The 18,401-nt window shown below is 66.5% G+C and carries 17 protein-coding genes; 9 read left to right on the forward strand and 8 right to left on the reverse strand.

Annotated features, from left to right (window positions below; translation table 11 throughout):
- The first annotated feature begins 52 nt into the window (after positions 1-52).
- Together gltB and LC083_RS05895 are read left to right on the forward strand one after the other, a co-directional pair.
- Complete coding sequence (gene gltB / locus LC083_RS05890; RefSeq protein ID WP_226699580.1) at positions 53-4,714, forward strand: glutamate synthase large subunit; 4,662 nt, start codon at positions 53-55, stop codon at positions 4,712-4,714.
- Entirely contained in the window at positions 4,714-6,150 is a 1,437-nt protein-coding gene (locus LC083_RS05895; RefSeq protein WP_226699581.1) for a glutamate synthase subunit beta, read from the forward strand. The genes gltB and LC083_RS05895 overlap by 1 nt, the downstream gene beginning before the upstream one ends.
- Before the next feature lie 10 nt (positions 6,151-6,160).
- Here LC083_RS05895 and LC083_RS05900 read toward each other — a convergent pair whose 3' ends face one another.
- On the reverse strand, positions 6,161-6,481 hold the full coding sequence (locus LC083_RS05900) for a WYL domain-containing protein (protein WP_226699582.1): 321 nt from the start codon (positions 6,479-6,481) through the stop codon (positions 6,161-6,163).
- Between the two features lie 281 nt (positions 6,482-6,762).
- A complete protein-coding gene (locus tag LC083_RS05905) occupies positions 6,763-7,443 on the reverse strand; it encodes a uracil-DNA glycosylase (RefSeq protein ID WP_226699583.1) in 681 nt (226 codons plus the stop codon).
- Positions 7,444-7,523: 80 nt separating this feature from the next.
- Here LC083_RS05905 and LC083_RS05910 point away from each other — a divergent pair, with 80 nt between their 5' ends.
- From LC083_RS05910 to LC083_RS05925, 4 genes are read left to right on the forward strand one after another with little or no spacing between them, the layout of a single operon-like run.
- Positions 7,524-8,147, forward strand: a complete 624-nt coding sequence (locus LC083_RS05910; RefSeq protein ID WP_160608472.1) for a ribonuclease D — start codon at positions 7,524-7,526, stop codon at positions 8,145-8,147.
- 18 nt (positions 8,148-8,165) lie between these two features.
- Entirely contained in the window at positions 8,166-8,834 is a 669-nt protein-coding gene (lptC, locus tag LC083_RS05915; protein WP_226699584.1) for an LPS export ABC transporter periplasmic protein LptC, read from the forward strand.
- Positions 8,831-9,385 (forward strand): LptA/OstA family protein, encoded by a 555-nt coding sequence (locus LC083_RS05920; protein WP_222555314.1) that lies wholly within the window; start codon positions 8,831-8,833, stop codon positions 9,383-9,385. Before lptC ends, LC083_RS05920 begins: the two co-directional genes overlap by 4 nt.
- Positions 9,385-10,530 (forward strand): nucleotidyltransferase family protein, encoded by a 1,146-nt coding sequence (locus LC083_RS05925; RefSeq protein ID WP_226699585.1) that lies wholly within the window; start codon positions 9,385-9,387, stop codon positions 10,528-10,530. Before LC083_RS05920 ends, LC083_RS05925 begins: the two co-directional genes overlap by 1 nt.
- On the opposite strand, the gene holA is transcribed toward LC083_RS05925, so the two are convergent.
- Genes holA through LC083_RS05945 form a run of 4 tightly spaced genes read right to left on the reverse strand, consistent with a single transcriptional unit; the run spans position 10,527 to position 15,055 of the window.
- The gene (gene holA, locus LC083_RS05930) at positions 10,527-11,564 is read right to left on the reverse strand and encodes a DNA polymerase III subunit delta (RefSeq protein ID WP_226699586.1); all 1,038 of its coding nucleotides are present in this window, start codon (positions 11,562-11,564) and stop codon (positions 10,527-10,529) included. The genes LC083_RS05925 and holA overlap by 4 nt on opposite strands.
- Complete coding sequence (gene lptE, locus LC083_RS05935; protein WP_226699587.1) at positions 11,561-12,046, reverse strand: LPS assembly lipoprotein LptE; 486 nt, start codon at positions 12,044-12,046, stop codon at positions 11,561-11,563. Before lptE ends, holA begins: the two co-directional genes overlap by 4 nt.
- On the reverse strand, positions 12,046-14,559 hold the full coding sequence (gene leuS, locus LC083_RS05940) for a leucine--tRNA ligase (protein ID WP_226699588.1): 2,514 nt from the start codon (positions 14,557-14,559) through the stop codon (positions 12,046-12,048). Before leuS ends, lptE begins: the two co-directional genes overlap by 1 nt.
- A gap of 46 nt (positions 14,560-14,605) precedes the next feature.
- Positions 14,606-15,055: a DUF3576 domain-containing protein gene (locus tag LC083_RS05945; RefSeq protein ID WP_160608479.1), complete on the reverse strand. Its 450-nt coding sequence runs from the start codon at positions 15,053-15,055 to the stop codon at positions 14,606-14,608.
- 312 nt (positions 15,056-15,367) lie between these two features.
- On the opposite strand from LC083_RS05945, the gene LC083_RS05950 reads away from it, so the two are divergent.
- Both LC083_RS05950 and phbB read left to right on the forward strand, forming a co-directional pair.
- On the forward strand, positions 15,368-16,123 hold the full coding sequence (locus LC083_RS05950) for a hypothetical protein (RefSeq protein WP_226699589.1): 756 nt from the start codon (positions 15,368-15,370) through the stop codon (positions 16,121-16,123).
- Between the two features lie 134 nt (positions 16,124-16,257).
- Positions 16,258-16,983 (forward strand): acetoacetyl-CoA reductase, encoded by a 726-nt coding sequence (gene phbB / locus LC083_RS05955; protein WP_160608481.1) that lies wholly within the window; start codon positions 16,258-16,260, stop codon positions 16,981-16,983.
- Between the two features lie 19 nt (positions 16,984-17,002).
- Here the strand turns inward: phbB and LC083_RS05960 are convergent, their stop codons facing one another.
- Positions 17,003-17,773: a LuxR C-terminal-related transcriptional regulator gene (locus LC083_RS05960; protein ID WP_226699590.1), complete on the reverse strand. Its 771-nt coding sequence runs from the start codon at positions 17,771-17,773 to the stop codon at positions 17,003-17,005.
- Between the two features lie 84 nt (positions 17,774-17,857).
- Between LC083_RS05960 and LC083_RS05965 the strand changes: the two genes are divergently transcribed.
- The gene (locus LC083_RS05965) at positions 17,858-18,139 is read left to right on the forward strand and encodes a ribbon-helix-helix domain-containing protein (RefSeq protein WP_226699591.1); all 282 of its coding nucleotides are present in this window, start codon (positions 17,858-17,860) and stop codon (positions 18,137-18,139) included.
- 13 nt (positions 18,140-18,152) lie between these two features.
- Here the strand turns inward: LC083_RS05965 and LC083_RS05970 are convergent, their stop codons facing one another.
- Complete coding sequence (locus LC083_RS05970; RefSeq protein WP_226699592.1) at positions 18,153-18,380, reverse strand: hypothetical protein; 228 nt, start codon at positions 18,378-18,380, stop codon at positions 18,153-18,155.
- Between the last annotated feature and the right edge of the window lie 21 nt (positions 18,381-18,401).

Consider the following 18,401-nt stretch of genomic DNA (forward strand, 5'->3'; position numbering starts at 1 on the left):
GGCCCTCCGGGCACGCAAACGAGGCGGGTCCGACTGGAGGACGCCTCGGCACATGCAGGACCTGCATACTTCTTACCCGGCCCGTCAGGGGCTCTATGATTCGCGCAACGAGCACGATGCCTGCGGCGTCGGCATGGTCGCGCATATCAAGGGCAAGAAGAGCCACGCGATCGTCGAGCAGGCGCTCACCATCCTCGCCAATCTCGACCACCGCGGCGCGGTCGGCGCGGACCCGCTGCTGGGCGACGGCGCGGGCATCCTGATCCAGACCCCCGACCCGCTGATCCGCAAGTGGGCGAAGGCCGAAGGCCACGACCTGCCGGACGAGGGCGATTATGCCATCGCCATGTGCTTCCTGCCGCAGCAGGACGAGGCGCGCGAGTTCGTCGAAGGCCAGCTCGAACGCTTCGCCGCCAAGGAAGGCCAGCGCGTCATCGGCTGGCGCGACGTGCCCACCACGCTCGACGGGCTGGGCAAGGCAGTGGTCGATTCCATGCCTGTCATCCGCCAGTGCATCATCGCGCGAGGGCCGAACTGCGCCGACCGCGACGCTTTCGAGCGCAAGCTGGTGGTCATCCGCAAGCAGACGCTGAACCCGCTTGCCGCGCTCGAACAGAAGCATGGCATCCCGGGCCTCAGCAAGGCCTATATCCCGAGCTTCTCCAGCCGCACCGTGGTCTACAAGGGCCTGCTGCTGGCGAACCAGGTGGGCAGTTTCTACGACGATCTGCGCGATCCCGACTGCGTGTCGGCACTCGGCCTCGTGCACCAGCGTTTCAGCACCAACACCTTCCCCAGCTGGCGGCTCGCCCACCCCTATCGCTTCATGGCGCACAACGGGGAAATCAACACGGTTCGCGGCAATGTGAACTGGATGGAAGCGCGCCGCCGCACGATGGAAAGCGAACTGCTGGGCGCCGACCTCGACAAGATGTGGCCGCTGATCCCGCACGGGCAATCGGACACTGCCTGCCTCGACAACGCGCTCGAGCTGCTGCTGACGGGCGGTTACGGCCTCGCCCATGCGATGATGATGCTCATGCCCGAAGCCTGGGCGAAGAACGAGCTGATGGATCCCGCCCGGCGCGCCTTCTACGAATACCATGCCGCGCTGATGGAGCCGTGGGACGGCCCTGCCGCCGTGTGCTTCACCGATGGCCGCCAGATCGGCGCCTGCCTCGACCGCAACGGCCTGCGCCCTGCGCGTTGGTGCACGACCAAGGACGACCTCGTGGTGCTCGCTTCCGAAAGCGGCGTGCTGCCGTTCAAGGAAGAGGAAATCACCCGCAAGTGGCGCCTCCAGCCGGGCAAGATGCTGCTGATCGACCTCGAGGAAGGCCGCATCGTCGAGGACGAGGAACTGAAGGCCGGCCTCGCTGCCGACCAGCCCTACGAGGCATGGCTCGAAAAGGCGCAGTACAAGCTCGAAGACCTCGACCATATCGAGCCCGATCTGTCGGAAATCCCGCAGTCGGACATCGCCCTGCTCAACCGCCAGCAGGCCTTCGGCTACACGCAGGAAGACATCAGCCGCTTCCTCGAACCCATGGCCTCCATGGGCGAGGACCCGATCGGTTCGATGGGCACCGACACGCCGATTGCCGTGCTGAGCGAAAAGAGCCGCCTGCTCTACGACTATTTCAAGCAGAACTTCGCGCAGGTCACCAACCCGCCGATCGACCCGATCCGCGAGGAACTGGTGATGAGCCTGTTGTCGATGATCGGCCCGCGCCCGAACCTGCTCGGCCGCGACGGGGGCACGCACAAGCGCCTCGAGGTCAAGCAGCCGATCCTCACCAATACCGAACTGGCCAAGATCCGTTCGGTCGAAGTGGCGCTGGACGGGGCGTTCCGCACCGCGACCATCGACATCACCTGGGATGCCAGCACCGGCGCCGACGGGCTTGCCATGGCGCTGAAGGAAATGTGCTGGGCGGCGACCGAGGCCGTGCTCGGCGATGCCAACATCCTGATCCTGTCGGACCGCGAACAGGGCCCGGGCCGGATCGCCATGCCGGCCCTGCTCGCAACGGCAGCCGTCCATCACCAGCTGGTGCGCCAGGGCCTGCGCATGCAGACCGGCCTCGTCATCGAGACGGGCGAGGCGCGCGAAGTGCACCATTTCTGCGCGCTGGCCGGTTACGGCGCGGAAGGCATCAACCCCTATCTCGCTTTCGAGACGCTGGAAGACCTGCGCGCGCGCAAGTTCCCCGACCTCACGCCCGACGAGGTGCAGAAGAACTTCGTCAAGGCGGTCGGCAAGGGCATCCTTAAGGTCATGTCCAAGATGGGCATCTCGACCTACCAGTCCTATTGCGGGGCGCAGATCTTCGATGCGGTCGGCCTGTCGAGCGACTTCGTCGACACCTATTTCACCGGCACGGCGACCACCATCGAGGGCATCGGCCTTGCCGAAGTCGCGGAAGAGGCGGTGCGCCGCCACGCACAGGCCTTCGGCGACAGCCCGCTGTACAAGGGCATGCTCGATGTGGGGGGCATCTACCAGTACCGCATCCGCGGCGAGGACCACGCCTGGACGCCGCAGAACATCGCCAGCCTGCAACACGCGGTGCGCGGCAACGACCCCAAGAACTACGAGGAATTCGCTGCCTCGATCAACGAGCAGTCCGAACGCCTGCTGACGATCCGCGGGCTGATGGAACTGAAGAAGGCCGAGCGTCCGCTCGACCTGTCCGAAGTCGAACCGGCGGTCGATATCGTCAAGCGCTTCAGCACCGGCGCGATGAGCTTCGGCTCAATCAGCCACGAGGCGCACTCGACCCTCGCCATCGCCATGAACCGCCTCGGCGGCCGTTCGAACACGGGCGAGGGCGGCGAGGAGCCGGAGCGTTTCCTGCCGCTGCCCAATGGCGATTCGATGCGCAGCCGGATCAAGCAGGTCGCGAGCGGACGCTTCGGCGTGACGACCGAATATCTCGTCAATTCGGACGATATCCAGATCAAGATGGCGCAGGGCGCAAAGCCCGGCGAAGGCGGCCAGCTGCCCGGCCACAAGGTCGACAAGCGCATCGGCAAGGTGCGCCATTCGACGCCGGGCGTGGGCCTCATCTCGCCGCCGCCGCATCACGACATCTATTCGATCGAGGATCTCGCGCAGCTGATCCACGACCTTAAGAACGTGAAGCCCGAAGCGCGCATCTCGGTGAAGCTGGTGTCCGAAGTCGGCGTCGGCACGGTGGCCGCGGGTGTCTCCAAGTCCAAGGCCGACCATATTACCATCTCGGGCTATGAAGGCGGGACCGGCGCATCGCCGCTGACCAGCCTCACCCATGCCGGATCCCCGTGGGAAATCGGGCTTGCCGAAACGCAGCAGACGCTGCTGCTCAACGATCTGCGCAGCCGCATCGCGGTGCAGGTCGACGGCGGCCTGCGCACGGGCCGCGACGTCGCTATCGGCGCGCTGCTGGGCGCGGACGAGTTCGGCTTTGCCACCGCCCCGCTGATCGCGGCGGGCTGCATCATGATGCGCAAGTGCCACCTCAACACCTGTCCCGTCGGCGTGGCGACGCAGGACCCGGTGCTGCGCAAGCGCTTCACCGGCACGCCCGAGCACGTCATCAATTACTTCTTCTTCGTCGCCGAGGAACTGCGCGCGATCATGGCCGAAATGGGCTTCCGCACGGTCGAGGAAATGGTCGGCCGCGTGGACCGCATCGACATGCGCCGCGTGCGCCGCCACTGGAAGGCGCATGGCGTCGACCTGTCACGCATCCTCCACGCGGTCCCGCTGGAAGAAGGCAAGGCGCTGCACCACACCGAAGTGCAGGACCACGCGCTGGGCTCGGCCATGGACGTCGAGCTGATCGAGGCCTGCAGGCCCGCCATCGAAAGCGGTCAGGCGGTCCAGATCAGCCGCACCATCCGCAACGTGAACCGCACCGTGGGCACCATGTTGTCGGGCCGGATCGCGGAAGCCTATGGCCATTCGGGCCTGCCGCAGGACACGATCCGCATCGACCTTGCCGGTGTGGCCGGACAGAGCTTCGGCGCCTGGCTCGCCCATGGCGTGACGCTGAGCCTGACCGGCGATGCCAACGACTATGTCGGCAAGGGCCTGTCGGGCGGTCGCATCGCCGTACGCCCGCCGCAGGGCACCGGCCGCGAGCCGACCGAGAACATCATCGTCGGCAACACCGTCCTTTACGGCGCGATCGCGGGCGAGGCCTATTTCGCCGGCGTCGCGGGCGAACGCTTCGCGGTGCGCAACTCGGGCGCGGTCGCGGTAGTCGAAGGCACGGGCGACCATGCCTGCGAATACATGACCGGAGGCGTGGTCTGCGTGCTCGGCAAGACCGGCCGGAATTTCGCTGCCGGGATGAGCGGCGGCATCGCCTATGTCTACGATCCCGACGGCTCGTTCGAGAAGCTGGTGAACCACGCGCAGGTCGACCTGCTCGACGTGAAGCCGGGTGACGGCGAGGGCGCGGAAAAGAGCTGGGGCCACCCGCAGCAGCGCGCCCAGACGGTCGACAACCCCGGCATGGGCGACCCGCTCTACCACGATGCCGAGCGCCTGAAGGTGCTGGTCGAACGCCACTACCTCCACACCGGCTCGGCGCGCGCCAAGGCGCTGCTGGCCGACTGGGCAGGCGAACTGAAGAACTTCCGCAAGGTGATGCCGCGCGACTACGCCCGGGCGCTGAAGGCGCTCGAGGACGAACGCGAGGCTGCGGCAATGGAGGCTGCAGAATAATGGGCAAGGAAACCGGCTTCCTCGAATACGAACGCGAGGATCGCACCTACCTGCCGCCGGAAGAGCGGCTGAAGAACTACAAGGAATTCGTCGTCCCGCACGACCGCGAGGCGCTGCGCAAGCAGGCCGCGCGCTGCATGAACTGCGGCATTCCCTATTGTCACAACGGCTGTCCGGTGAACAACATCATCCCGGACTGGAACCACCTCGTCTACGAGGACGACTGGAAGAACGCGCTCGAGGTCCTGCACTCGACCAACAACTTCCCCGAGTTCACCGGCCGCATCTGCCCCGCACCGTGCGAGGCGGCCTGCACGCTCAACATCGTCGACAGCCCGGTCACCATCAAGTCGATCGAATGCGCCATCGTCGATCGCGGGTGGCAGGAAGGCTGGATCAAGCCGCAGGTCCCCGAAAGGCAGACCGGCAAGGCCGTCGCCGTGATCGGTTCGGGCCCCGCAGGCCTCGCGGCCGCGCAGCAGCTGGCCCGCGCCGGCCATGCCGTGACCGTGTTCGAGAAGTCCGACCGCATCGGCGGCCTGCTTCGCTACGGCATTCCCGACTTCAAGATGGAAAAGCACCTCATCAACCGCCGCGCGGTGCAGATGGAAGCCGAAGGCGTGCAGTTCCGTACTTCCTCCGAAGTCGGCGTGGAAGTCAGCTTCGAGGCGCTGAAAGAGAATTTCGACGCGGTGGTGCTGGCAGGCGGCGCGGAAGAAGCACGCCAGCTGGACATCCCGGGTGCGGAACTGCCCGGCGTTCGCCTCGCGATGGAATTCCTGACCCAGCAGAACAAGCGCAATGCGGGCGACGACGAAGTGCGCGCCGCCCCGCGCGGCAGCCTGACCGCGACCGGCAAGCACGTCATCGTGATCGGCGGCGGCGACACCGGCAGCGACTGCGTCGGCACGTCCAACCGGCAGGGCGCGGCCAGCGTGACCCAGCTGGAAATCATGCCCAAGCCGCCGGAAAAGGAAGACAAGGCGCTGACCTGGCCCGACTGGCCGCTCAAGCTGCGCACCTCATCCAGCCACGAGGAAGGCGTCGACCGCGACTGGGCCGTGCTGACCAAGCGCGTGGTCGAGGAAAACGGCGATGTCGCCGGGCTCGAATGCGTGCGCGTCGAATGGAAGGACGGGCGCATGCAGGAAGTGGAAGGCAGCAGCTTCACGCTGAGGGCCGACCTGATCCTGCTGGCCATGGGCTTCACCGGACCCAAGCGCCGCGGCCTGCTCGACCGGGCGGGCGTGGAACTGGATGCGCGCGGCAACGTCAAGGCGGACACCAACCGCTATGCCACCAGCGAACCGCACGTCTTTGCCTGCGGCGACATGCGCCGCGGCCAGAGCCTGGTCGTCTGGGCCATCCGCGAAGGCCGCCAGGCGGCGCGCGCAGTTGACGAGGCGCTGATGGGCAAGAGCGAGCTGCCGCGCTAGGCGGCCCGCTTCACCCGCCGTCGAAGATCAGCTGGTCGCCTTCGCGCGGCGGGACGCAGAATTCGGGCGGCAGCGCTTCGAACGGCTCTTCCGTGAGGTCGATATCCGACAGGCCGTCGATCTTGAAATGGCCGAGCGAAGGCAGCTCGTCCGAGCGCCGCGCCTTGGCCGGATTGAGCGCGCCGAGATAGAGCGCATTGTTGCGCAGGATGATCTGGTGCGGAGCCAGCGTGAGTTCGCTTGAATTGTAACGCGCGCGGATCATGCGGCGCGAGGCGATGGCGGCGGCGATCAGCGCGCGCCCGTCGTTCTCGGGAAGATCGTGTTGCATTGCACCATAATGGCACGCAGCCGACTGAACGCGAAATTGACAGACGAGCTTGTCACAATCGCCGAGCGGCGTTGTGAGCCTTGTTCAACGCAACAATAAAGAAGGTAAAGCGTTTTCCTACAATTACTTAACCGTTGCAGACCCGCGACATGCAGCAGGTCCCACCTCCAACTCTGAATAGCTATGCAGAGCCTTGCGGGACGCCTGAAGATATTTCCGCCTGGACCGTGTTCCAAGCGTTCCATCCTGTAGGTCCGCCCACGGCAGGTCCTACGCGCGTCCTACAAGGCCCAGTCGATGGCCCCGCGCCCCTTCGCCTCGAGGAAGCTGTTGGACCGGCTGAACGGCCGCGATCCGAAGAAGCCGCGATGGGCCGACAGCGGGCTGGGGTGCGGGCTCTCGATCAGATGGTGGCGGCCGCTGCGCAGGCCTTCGATCCGCTTGGCCTTGGCCTGTGCGTGGCTGCCCCACAGGATGAACACCGAAGGCTCCTCGCGCGCGGCCACCGCCGCCACGCAGGCGTCGGTCACCGCGTCCCAGCCGCGCCCGGCATGGCTGCCCGCCTGTCCCGCCTCGACCGTGAGCGTGTTGTTGAGCAGCAGCACGCCCTGCCGCCCCCACTTGCTGAGATCGCCATGCGCCGGGCGCGGGACGCCGAGATCGGCCTCCAGCTCCTTGTAGATGTTCACAAGGCTCGGCGGCACGCGCACGCCTTCGGGCACGGCGAAGCACAGGCCCATCGCCTGGCCCGGCCCGTGATAGGGATCCTGCCCGAGGATCACGACCCTCACCTCCTCGAGCGCGGTAAGCTCCAGCGCCTTCAGCCGGCACCCGCGCGGAGGATAGACGGTCTTGCCCGCATCCTCTTCCGCCCGCAGCCAGCCGCCCAGCTGGCGCGCCTCGGCCGTTGCCAGCACGGGATCGAGGACCGGTTTCCAGCTGTCGGGGACGCTCTCGCTCATGCGCGCCACCCTGCCGCGAGTGCACGGCGCCGACCAGTCCGCCCTTCCCTACAATCCCCAATCGGCCTAAGGCGCGGGGCATGGCAGTGCATTTCCACGAAGAAGACCTCCCCGAAGGCGTCCTCGCCGACGGGCCGATCGCAGTCGATACCGAGACGATGGGCCTCGTCACCATTCGCGACCGTTTGTGCGTCGTCCAGATCAGCGACGGGAAGGGCGACGAGCATCTCGTGCGCTTCGGTCCCGAAAGCACCTATGATGCGCCCAACCTGAAGGCCGTGCTCGGCGATCCCGAACGGCTCAAGCTGTTCCACTTCGCCCGCTTCGACCTGGCGGCGATCGAGTACTATCTCGGCGTCACCGCGGCGCCCTGCTATTGCACCAAGATCGCCAGCAAGATGGTGCGCACCTTCACCGACCGCCACGGCCTCAAGAACCTCGTCGAGGAACTGCTGGGCGAAAGCATGTCGAAGGTCCAGCAGAGCAGCGACTGGGGCGGCCCGGTCCTCAACGACGCGCAGCGCGAATACGCCGCCAGCGACGTGCGTTTCCTCCACCGCCTCAAGGAAGAGCTCGACCGCAGGCTGGAACGCGAAGGCCGCACGGAACTGGCGCAGGCCTGTTTCGATTTCCTTCCTGCACGCGCCCATCTCGATATCCTCGGCTGGGACGACCACGACATCTTCAGCCACGCGTCAGCCTAGGAAGGGCAATCCGCACCCATGGTGTTCCGCAAGCGCAGGATCGAAACGCAGGAGGCGCAGCAGCTCCGCTCGCGCCGTCAGCACTTCGCCGCGCCCGGCGGGAGCCATGACAAGCTGGTCCACTTCCTTGTCCGCGCCCTGCCGATGGGCGTCGGCGTGATTGCCGCACTGATGCTGATCACCCCGCTCAGCCCGCGCGGCGAGATCAGCTTCCTGCTCGACCGCAACGACGTGGCCGTGATCCAGGAACGCCTGCGCGTCGACAATGCGCTTTACCGCGGACAGGACGCGCAAGGCCGCCCGTTCTCGCTTACCGCCGACGAGGCCGTCCAGCGGTCGAGCGCGGAAGGGATCGTGCGCATGAGCGATATCGTCGCCCGCCTGCTGATGGCCGATGGACCTGCGCGGATCAGCGCTGAGGGCGGGCAATACGACATCGACGAGCAGCGCATCGACGTGGCCGGCACCATGCGTATGGAGGCCGCCGACGGCTATAGCATGCGCGCCACCGGCGTATCGGTCGACCTCGCGACCAAGCAGGTCACCGGCGCAGGCGGCGTCGAAGGGGCGGTGCCTGCAGGCACGTTCCGCGCCGACCGGCTCGAAGCCGACCTTGCCGAGCGAACAGTAACCCTCGTGGGCAATGCGCGCCTGCGCATGGAACCCGGAAAGCTGAGAATGCCATGATCAAGCACCACCTGCCCGCCATGACCAAGTCGCTGGTCGCCGGTTTCGCGCTGACCTGCGCGGCGCTTGGCGGCATCCAGCTGAACGCCCAGGCGATCGCCAGCCACAATTCGAACGCGCCCGTCTCCTTCGACGCAGGCCGGATCGAACTGCAGGACCGGCAGGATCGCGTCGTGCTGTCGGGCAATGTGCGGATCACGCAGGCAGGCCTCACGCTCAATGCGGCGCGCACGGTGATCGACTATTCGGACCAGGGCACGCTCGAAATCCAGCGCATCCTTGCGACCGGCGGCGTGACCGTGGCGCGCGGCAACGAGCGGGCGAGCGGCGACACGGCGGTCTACGATTTCAACCGCCGCATCATCACCATGGCCGGCAACGTGCGCCTCAATCGCGGCAGCGACACGCTGAACGGCGGGCGTCTCGTAATCGATCTCGCCAGTGGTGTGTCGAGCGTCGACGGACGCGCGAGCGGATCGTCCTCGGTCACCGGCCAGACGGGCCAGTCCGGCGGACGCGTGACCGGCACCTTCTCCGTCCCGCAGGACTGATGCAGCCGCGCCTGCTCGCGCTGGCCGGCTGCCGCGCGGGCGAACTGGGCGCGCTTTCGCCGACCGAATGGCGGGCGCTGGATGCGCTGGCCGAAGCGCACCGGCTGGGGCCTCATCTCCACGGACGGCTGTCGCGCGGCGAGATGCCGGTCGAGGTGCCGCAGGACATCGCCGAGGGCTGGCGGGAGGCGCACCGGGCAAACGCCATTACCGTGCTCGCGCAGCGTCGGGCCCTGGCGCAAGCGGCAACGCTGCTCGGAGGTCTCGGTATTGAGGCGGTCGCGCTGAAAGGATCGGCGCTTGCGTGGAGCATGTGGCCGTCCCCCGCCGAAAGGGTCATGCGCGACATCGACCTGCTCGTCCCGCAGGACCGCGCGGTGGAAGCCTACGAAGCCCTGCGCGATGCAGGCTGGCAGGGACCGGCAGCGACGCAGGAACTGCTCGACCGGCTGGCGCGCGAGGAAACGCACCTGCCGCTCCTCGTCTCGCCCGATGGCGTGCCATGCGAACTGCACGCCCATACCTGGGCGAGCGCACCGCTCGCCGCCCTCGCCATGCCGCGCTGCGACGATGCCGCGCTGCTTGAGCGTTCGGTATTCGACGAGGTGCTCGGAATGCGGGTGCCCGCAGCCGAAGACATGCTGGCGCATCTCGTCGTGCACTGCGCCTGCTCGCACCTGTTCAATGTCGGCCCCCTCGCACTGGCGGACATCGACCATCTCACCCGCAAGCGCGCCATCGACTGGCCGCGGTTCTGGGAAGCGGCGCAGCAGGACGGGTATGAGCGCGCCGCTGCGCTCGTGCTGGCGCTCACCGACCGCTGGTTCGAACCGGGGCTCGTGGATGCGAGCGGATGCCCGGTGGCGGTCCCGGCAGAGGAAGTCGAGCGGGCCGAAGCGCTGCTGGTCCAGCAACCCGCCGCCCGCAAGGACATCAACGCCATTGCCGGACTGGCGCTGGGCGGCAGGGCGGACCGGATGGTGCAGCACCCGCTCGACGAGGCGATAGGAAGTGCGGGCGGATTTGCCCGTGCCGGCCAGCTGGCCCGGCGCGGCCTGTCAGTGGCCGGTAGCCTCCTCGACGGACCGACGCGCCGCGATGGCCTAGCCACCGCGGCCATGGCGCGCTGGCTGCGGGGAGACTAGCGGCGGGTCGCGATCTGCGCGATGCTGGTGAGGCCCTGCGCGAGCAGCAGTTCCGAGCTTTGGCTGTTCGTCAGCAGGTCGCGGTGCAGTCGCGTCAGGCCGTGCGTCAGCCGGTCGAGTTTCGGACCGCGCCAGCGCTGGAGCTGTTCGGCAATGTCGCGCTCTTCCTTCCAGAAGATGCCGAGGCGGGCCTTCTGGCCCTTGTCGAGATCCTGGTAGCGCCGGTTGCCCAGCGCCGCCGAAATCCGCGCCAGCTGCGCCGCGCGACGCTCAAAGGCCAGCAGCGTGCCGACCGGGTTGAGGCCGATCTGCTTCATCCGGGCGATCTCGGGTCCGACGCGGTTGGCCTGACCGCCCAGCACGGCGTTGACGAGGCTGGCGAAGCCGTCCTCCTCGCTCGCCGCGCCGATCGCGTCGAGGTGCTCCATCGTCGCCGGCTTGGGCGACTGCGGCGAGGCATCGAGATAGGTCGCGAGCTTGGTCACCTCGCTCTGCGCCAGCCGGACGTCGAGATTGGCCGCGCGAGCAATTCGCTCGGCCACCGCACCGTCGAGCCGGATGCCCGACGCATCGCCCATGCCGCGAACGGCCTGCGTTACCGAACGCAGGTCCGGCGGGTAGAAAATGGCGACGACCGCGTCCTTGCGCTTTTCGAGCAGCTTGGCCGTGCGCGACTTGTCGGTGGCCGACGTCGCCACCACGATCACCGGACAGGCCTCGCCCGCGCCGGCTTCGCCGGTCTGGATCAGCGTCTGGAGCGCGTCATGCGCCTCGTCGCCGGCCACGCGGCACCAGATGTGACGCTTGTCGCCGAACAGCGAGGTGGAACGCGCCTCGTCGCCCAGCCGGGCGGGATCGGCCTTGAGGTCGGCGCCGGAAATTTCAACCCGCTCACCCGGCTCGGCCAGCATGGTCACGAGATCGCTGGCAGCAGCGCTCGCCCCGGCCTCGTCTTGGCCGCAGAAGAAGAAGATGGCGCAATCCTGCGCGATGCCGCGTGCCTTGGCGGAAAATTCGTTGCCCCTGATCTTCACTGCTGGCGCAGCGTCAGCGCCACGCGGGTGACGATCCTGTCGGCGATTTCGCGGGCGAGGTTTTCGAGCGCGGTCTGTTCGGCAGCGATGGTCGCATACTCGCTCGACACCACGTCGATACCGGCATCGGCGCCTTCGGTCGCATCGAGGAGGATCTCGCCCGTGCTGGCATCGACCAGCTGGTAGCGGGCGCGCAGTGTGCGGCGTTCGCGGCTGACGGTATCGTCGGCAAGGATGCCAAGCGCTTCGAGATTGTCGTCGAGCCTGACGTCGAGCCGGTAGCGCGGCGTGCTGTCGCCGGCCGCGCCGAAACGGTCGTTCAGTTCGCCCCGTACCAGCCAGCCTGCCCGGCCCGCGATCGGCGGAACGTCGACGGCGGCAAGACCGCGCGCGACCTCGCCGCTGCCGCCGCCCACATACATGGGCGCCAGGCCGCAGGCGGACAGCGCGAGGCAGGCGAAAGTGGCGGCGAGAATGCGCATCAGGTGACGATATTCACCAATCTGTCGGGCACGACAATGACCTTGCGTACTTCTGCCCCGTCGATCGAACGCTGCACCTTTTCGGACGCCAGCGCCATGGCCTCGAGGTCTTCCTTAGACGCCCCCTTTGGAGCGGTCAGCGTGTCGCGCAGCTTGCCCATGTGCTGGACGGCGATCGTAACTTCGTCCTCCACCAGCAGGGCGGGATCGACGGCCGGCCATGCGGCATCGGCGACCATGCCGCCTTCGCCCAGCGCAGCCCACGCCTCTTCGGCGAGGTGCGGCATCATCGGGGCGACAAGCTGGACCAGCGTGCGGATCGCCTGGCTGCGGCTGGCGGAGGCTTTCGCCTTCTCGACTGCGCCGGTCAGTTCGTAGATGCGCGCGACGGCCTTGTTGAAGCCCAGCGCCTCGATGTCCTGCGCCACGGCGGCGATGGTCTGGTGCGTCTTGCGATCAAGCGCCTTGTCCTCGCCCTCGGCTTGCGGCTCATAGGCCGAGAACAGGCGCCACAGGCGGTGGACGAAGCGCGAGCAACCCTCGATCCCCGCTTCCGACCACGGCAGGTCGCGTTCGGGCGGGCTGTCGGACAGCATGAACCAGCGGACCGCATCGGCGCCGTAGGTGTCGATGATCGTGTCGGGGTCGACGACGTTCTTCTTCGACTTCGACATCTTGATGACGCGGCCGATCTCGACCTCGCTGCCGTCGTCCTTGAGCAGAGCGCGGTCGGCTTCGCGGCTGATCTCGTCGGGCGCGAAATAGACGGTCTTGCCGCCGTCCTTGCGGCTGTACGTCTCGTGCGTGACCATGCCCTGCGTGAACAGCGAGGCAAAGGGTTCCTTCACCTCGATCTGGCCCATGTGGGCAAGCGCGCGCATCCAGAAACGGGCGTACAATAGATGCAAGATCGCATGTTCGATCCCGCCGATGTACTGTTCGACCGGCATCCACTTGGCGACCTCTTCGGGATCGAAGGGTCGGTCAGCCGGCTGGCTGGCGAAGCGCAGGAAATACCATGAACTGTCGACGAAAGTGTCGAGCGTATCGGTCTCCCGCTCTGCCTTAGCGCCGCACTTGGGGCAATCGACATGCTTCCAGGTCGGGTGACGCAGCAGCGGGTTGCCGGGCGTCTGGAAATCGACGTCTTCCGGCAGGGTGATCGGCAGGCTGTCCTTGGGCGCGGGGACCACGCCGCAGGTGCCGCAATGGATGAAGGGGATCGGCGTCCCCCAGTAACGCTGGCGGCTGACGCCCCAGTCGCGCAGGCGCCAGACGGTCTTGCCCGTACCGCGACCCTCGGCCTCGATGCGGGCAATGATTTCGCGCTTCGCATCCTCGACATTCATGCCGTCGAGGAAGTCGGAGTTCACCAGTACGCCCTCGCCCGCTTCGGCCTCGCCCGCGAAGGGCTTGCCGGCATCCTCGGCGCTCGCCGCGACGACGCGCGGGATCGGCAGGCCGTACTTGGTCGCGAATTCGAAGTCGCGCTGGTCATGGCCCGGCACGGCCATGATCGCACCGGTGCCGTAATCCATCAGCACGAAGTTCGCGATGTAGACCGGCAGGTCCGCGCCGGTGAACGGGTGCCTGGCCGTGATGCCCGTGTCGAAGCCCAGCTTTTCGGCGGTTTCGAGTTCGGCAGCGGTGGTCCCGCCCTTCTTGCATTCGGCGATGAAGGCGCGCGCCGCGTCGCTGTCGATACCCTGCGCGACCGGATGGTCGGCGGCGACCGCAACGAAGCTTGCCCCGAAGATCGTGTCAGGGCGGGTCGTGTAGACCGGCAGCTTCTCGCCGTTCGACAGGTCGAAGCTGAATTCGAGGCCCTTGGACTTGCCGATCCAGTTTTCCTGCATCAGCCGGACCTTGTCGGGCCAGTTCTCGAGGCTGCCGAGGCCTTCGAGCAGTTCTTCGGCGAAGTCGGTGATCTTGAGGAACCACTGGTTCAGCTTGCGCTTCTCGACGTCCGCGCCCGAACGCCAGCCCTTGCCGTCGATCACCTGTTCGTTGGCGAGCACGGTCATGTCGACCGGGTCCCAGTTGACCTCGCTTTCCTTGCGGTAGACGAGGCCCGCTTCGTACAGGTCGATGAAGAGCGCCTGTTCGTGGCCGTAATAGTCCGGCTCGCAGGTCGCCAGCTCGCGGCTCCAGTCGAGCGCGAAGCCGAGGCGCTTCAATTGTGCCTTCATGTGTTCGATATTCGCGCGGGTCCAGCCGCCCGGGTGGACGCCCTTTTCCATCGCGGCGTTTTCCGCTGGCATGCCGAAGGCGTCCCAGCCCATCGGGTGCAGGACCTCGTGCCCGGTCGCCTTCTTGTAGCGCGCCAGCACGTCACCCATGGTGTAGTTGCGCACGTGGCCGATGTGGATGCGCCCCGATGGATAGGGGAACATCTCCAGGACATAGCTCTTCGGCTTGTCGGAGTTGCTGTCGGCGCGGAAGGTCTGCGCGTCCTCCCACGCTGCTTGCCAGCGCGGGTCTGCGGACGTCGGATCGAAACGGGTATCGCTCATGCCCGAAGCCCTTAGGCAATTCGGGCGTAAATGGAACCCGTCAGAATCAGTTGGCGATCGCCTGGCGGCGCAGTTCGCGGGCCTTGGTGAGGATGATGTCCTCCAGGCGCTGGACCGTGGCGGCCTGCACCGGTGCATCGACCCAGTTGCCGGCCTGGTTGACCTGGCGGCTGGCGGCGACGCGCAGGGCATCGGCGCGCAAGTCGCGGTCGAGGATAGTGACGGTCATCTTGACGCGTTCGCCCGGATTGCTCGGGTTGGCGTACCAGTCGGTGACGATCACGCCGCCGGCGCTGTCGGCCTGGAGCAGCGGGGCGAAGCTGACGGTCTCGAGCGAGGCGCGCCAGAGATAGGAGTTCACGCCGATGGTCGAAACCTGCGAGGCAGCCAGGTCCGCGCGCGGGCGTTCACCGCCGCCGCAAGCGGCCAGCGCCAGGGTGGCGACCGCAAGGCCGGCGATGGCGGCGGGGCGACGGAAGCTGCGCGTGATGGTCATGAACGATCCTTGAGAGAAACTGTGTTGGTCGGCTCTATAAAGCCTGAGCGCTTGCGGGCAAGCACCGGCTTGGCCGCATAGGCACCGCCAGGCCGTGAATATGTGCTGAATTGTGCGGCTATTTGTGGAGAGGGGGCAACACCTTTACCCCATTGCCGGCCCATGCTGTGGAAAAGCTTGGCAAGGCGCGCCTGCGAGTCCTAGTCTCTTGGGTTCACAGGCGAGTCGCACGCACGATCCGCCGTTCGGGAACGGTTAAGTCGCAGTCTGCTTCAATAGCAGGCTGACCTTGACGAAGAGGATAGAGTTCCAATGGCCGACAGGCATGACAGCAAAGGCAAGAACCGGCTCGCTCCGGTCGTGCTGACGGCTGCCGTCCTTGCGCTGGCCATTCCCGGCGCCGGCCTCGCGGTCGTCTCCGGCTCGCCCGAAGCTGCTCCCGAATCGATGGAATTCGTGCCCTTCACGCCGGCCGGCGTCGATCCGGAACTGGCCGCGCGTGTCGCGGCGGTGATCGGGGAAGACGCGCTGCGTTTCACCCCGGCCAGCAAGCCGCGCAACCTTCGCGAACGCACCGTCAATTTCGCCGTCCGCGTGGACAAGAACCTCGCTTCGTCGATTTCGGGCCGCTCGCCGCGCGATACGATCGCCAGCGTGGTCGCCGCCGACGGTGCCTCGCCGCTTGCGGCGACGCGCTACAATCTCGGCGTTGCGCGCGGCTACCAGAGCTTCACGCAGCCGACCCGCTCGGCCGCGACGGTCCCGAACGGCATTCGCGATATCGCCATGCCCGACCTGTCGACCTATCGCGGCGATACGCAGGATGCGCCGAGCCGGTTCCAGTCGCGCATCGCGCTTGAACAGCAGGGCCGCGCAGGTGCATCGCCGCGCACCCTCGAAGGCGCCGGCTCGCAGCAACTCGACCTCGGCGGCTCCTACAGCCTCAGCCGCAATCTCGACGTGACGGCAGGCGTCCGCCTGTCGCAGGATCGCGACCGTCTCGCCCCGCTGACCAATGGCGTGGAAGACGACCAGGCCGTCTACGTGGGCACGCAGATCCGCTTCTGACGCGCGCCTTCGCAGGCACTTTCCCGAACGAATACGATTGAACGGCTCCGACCAAAGGCGGATTGCCTTTACCTCGTCACATCCGCACGCCTATGCCTTGAGCGAACGCTACGGAAAGCTTGGGAGAATCGACAATGGGACGAGTTGCCATCGTAACCGGGGGCACGCGCGGCATCGGGCGCGCAATCTGCGAACGCCTGCGTGACGAACGCGGCTGCACGGTCGTCGCCAACTATGCCGGCAATGACGATGCCGCACGTCGCTTCACCGAGGAAACGGGCATCCCGACGGTCAAGTTCGACGTGGGCGATTACGAAGCCGTGCAGGAAGCCTGCAAGAAGGTCGAGGAAGAACACGGCCCGATCGATATCGTGGTCAACAACGCCGGCATCACGCGTGACGGCACGCTGCTCAAGATGAGCTACGAGGACTGGGACGCCGTCATGCGCACCAATCTGGGCGGCTGCTTCAACATGGCCAAGGCCACCTTCGCCGGGATGAAGGAGCGCGGCTGGGGCCGGATCATCAACATCGGTTCGATCAACGGGCAGGCCGGCCAGTACGGCCAGGTCAACTATGCCGCCGCCAAGAGCGGCATCCACGGCTTCACCAAGGCGCTGGCACAGGAAGGCGCGCGCTTCGGCATCACCGTGAATGCAATCGCTCCGGGCTACATCGACACCGACATGGTCGCCGCAGTGCCCGAACCGGTGCTGGAAAAGATCGTCGCCAAGATCCCGGTCGGCCGCCTCGGCAAGGCCAGCGAGATCGCCCGCGGGGTCAGCTTCCTGGCATCGGAACATGCCGAATTCGTCACCGGCTCGACCATGAGCATCAACGGCGGCCAGCACATGTACTGATCCGCGGGCGAGTGTACTGCTACTCGATCTCGTAGTCCTTCACGATGAAACCCGTTCCGTCGCGCACAAGGGTGATCTTTTCGTAGGTCCCTTGCAGGCGTTCGAAATCGGTGAGGAAGCGGACGATCCATTGGTCGCGGCCGTTACTTTCCATGATGTCGATCCGGTGCGTATCGCGGCTCAGGGCCTTGCCGAATTGCTGCCGCCTTTCGGCAAGCGCATTCCATGCGGCGAAATTCGGGTCGGTCCGATTGGAAGTGGCCGTCAGGTCGAATTCGTCCTTGTCTGCCACCTCCAGCATGACGAGGGCAGCGCGCTCGGCTGATTCCAGCCTTTCACGCATCGCCGGGCCCACGGCCTTCCCGGGGCTTTCTTCGGCTACAGCGGCTGGAGGAACAATGGGCGGAGCATCTGGCGTCGGTGTCTGAAGGGCGAGCATGGCGGCTAGGATGATGGACATTAGGGCAACTCCGATCAGTATGGTTCGATTTTGCCTCGGACGGTCATCGCCCGAAACTGCCCCAGCATCGGCGGATGCCTCTATCGACGCATCCCCCAAATGCTTGTGTCCCAGCATTTCGGCCATGCCGCCCTCGTCTTCCAGCAGCAGCCGCGCGGCCTCCTTGCTGCTGGTGACTTCCAGCTTGCGCCGCGCACCGCGCAGGCGCTCGTTGATCGTGTGGACGGAAAGGTCGAGTTCGCGTGCGCTGGACTTTGCGTCGTGGCCGCGCAGGATGAGGCGCAGGGCCTCCTTTTCCTTGTCGGTCAGGGCGTCGAGGGTGCGCGTCATCACGCACTTACTAGGCGAGGCACCGCTGCAGGCTACCCCAAAAAATTCGTGCGGCCGCGGGCACAGTCGTTATATCAGTGACTTATGGAGACGCCTTACCACCCGCCCAAGAAGTACTCCGTCCGCATCGAAGGGCATCGGACTTCCGTCAGCCTGGAGCCGGTGTTCTGGGACCTCTTGCGCCGGGCCGCGGCGCGCAGGGGCCTTGCCGTGAACACGCTGGTCGCCAGCATCGATGCCGAGCGGATCCGCAGTGACACGCCTCCAGGGCTTGCAGGTGCGATACGCGTCTGGCTGGCCACGCACGAATTGCAGCCGGCAAGCATAGGGGGCGACAGGATCGCTCCTGCCGCCCCCGAAGACTGAGGTCCGTCGGGACCTAGTATTTCGCCGTGGCGTCGCTCGCCGGAAAAGTCTCGTCGAGAGCTTCGTCGGTCTTGCTCATGCGGTCGCCGACCGTTGCGGTCGATTCTGCGCCTGCGTTGCGGAACGCGCCTGCCGGTTCACCGGCTGCAAAGGCCACGCCGCCGCGTTCCTTCTGGTTCTTCTCGTAATATTTGTACCCGGCATAACCGAGCGCGCCGAGTGCTGCGAGCTTGAGGATCATGATGCCTTCCTTTCCAATGGG

This window comes from Qipengyuania gaetbuli (assembly GCF_020524765.1).
Taxonomy (GTDB): Bacteria; Pseudomonadota; Alphaproteobacteria; order Sphingomonadales; family Sphingomonadaceae; genus Qipengyuania; species Qipengyuania gaetbuli_A.

Coding starts and splice junctions, on each gene's coding strand:
- gltB (WP_226699580.1), top strand. CDS start 53: ATGCAGGACCTGCATACTTCTTACCCGGCCCGTCAGGGGCTCTATGAT.
- LC083_RS05895 (WP_226699581.1), top strand. CDS start 4,714: ATGGGCAAGGAAACCGGCTTCCTCGAATACGAACGCGAGGATCGCACC.
- LC083_RS05900 (WP_226699582.1), bottom strand. CDS start 6,481: ATGCAACACGATCTTCCCGAGAACGACGGGCGCGCGCTGATCGCCGCC.
- LC083_RS05905 (WP_226699583.1), bottom strand. CDS start 7,443: ATGAGCGAGAGCGTCCCCGACAGCTGGAAACCGGTCCTCGATCCCGTG.
- LC083_RS05910 (WP_160608472.1), top strand. CDS start 7,524: ATGGCAGTGCATTTCCACGAAGAAGACCTCCCCGAAGGCGTCCTCGCC.
- lptC (WP_226699584.1), top strand. CDS start 8,166: ATGGTGTTCCGCAAGCGCAGGATCGAAACGCAGGAGGCGCAGCAGCTC.
- LC083_RS05920 (WP_222555314.1), top strand. CDS start 8,831: ATGATCAAGCACCACCTGCCCGCCATGACCAAGTCGCTGGTCGCCGGT.
- LC083_RS05925 (WP_226699585.1), top strand. CDS start 9,385: ATGCAGCCGCGCCTGCTCGCGCTGGCCGGCTGCCGCGCGGGCGAACTG.
- lptE (WP_226699587.1), bottom strand. CDS start 12,046: ATGCGCATTCTCGCCGCCACTTTCGCCTGCCTCGCGCTGTCCGCCTGC.
- leuS (WP_226699588.1), bottom strand. CDS start 14,559: ATGAGCGATACCCGTTTCGATCCGACGTCCGCAGACCCGCGCTGGCAA.
- LC083_RS05945 (WP_160608479.1), bottom strand. CDS start 15,055: ATGACCATCACGCGCAGCTTCCGTCGCCCCGCCGCCATCGCCGGCCTT.
- LC083_RS05950 (WP_226699589.1), top strand. CDS start 15,368: ATGGCCGACAGGCATGACAGCAAAGGCAAGAACCGGCTCGCTCCGGTC.
- phbB (WP_160608481.1), top strand. CDS start 16,258: ATGGGACGAGTTGCCATCGTAACCGGGGGCACGCGCGGCATCGGGCGC.
- LC083_RS05960 (WP_226699590.1), bottom strand. CDS start 17,773: ATGACGCGCACCCTCGACGCCCTGACCGACAAGGAAAAGGAGGCCCTG.
- LC083_RS05965 (WP_226699591.1), top strand. CDS start 17,858: ATGGAGACGCCTTACCACCCGCCCAAGAAGTACTCCGTCCGCATCGAA.
- LC083_RS05970 (WP_226699592.1), bottom strand. CDS start 18,380: ATGATCCTCAAGCTCGCAGCACTCGGCGCGCTCGGTTATGCCGGGTAC.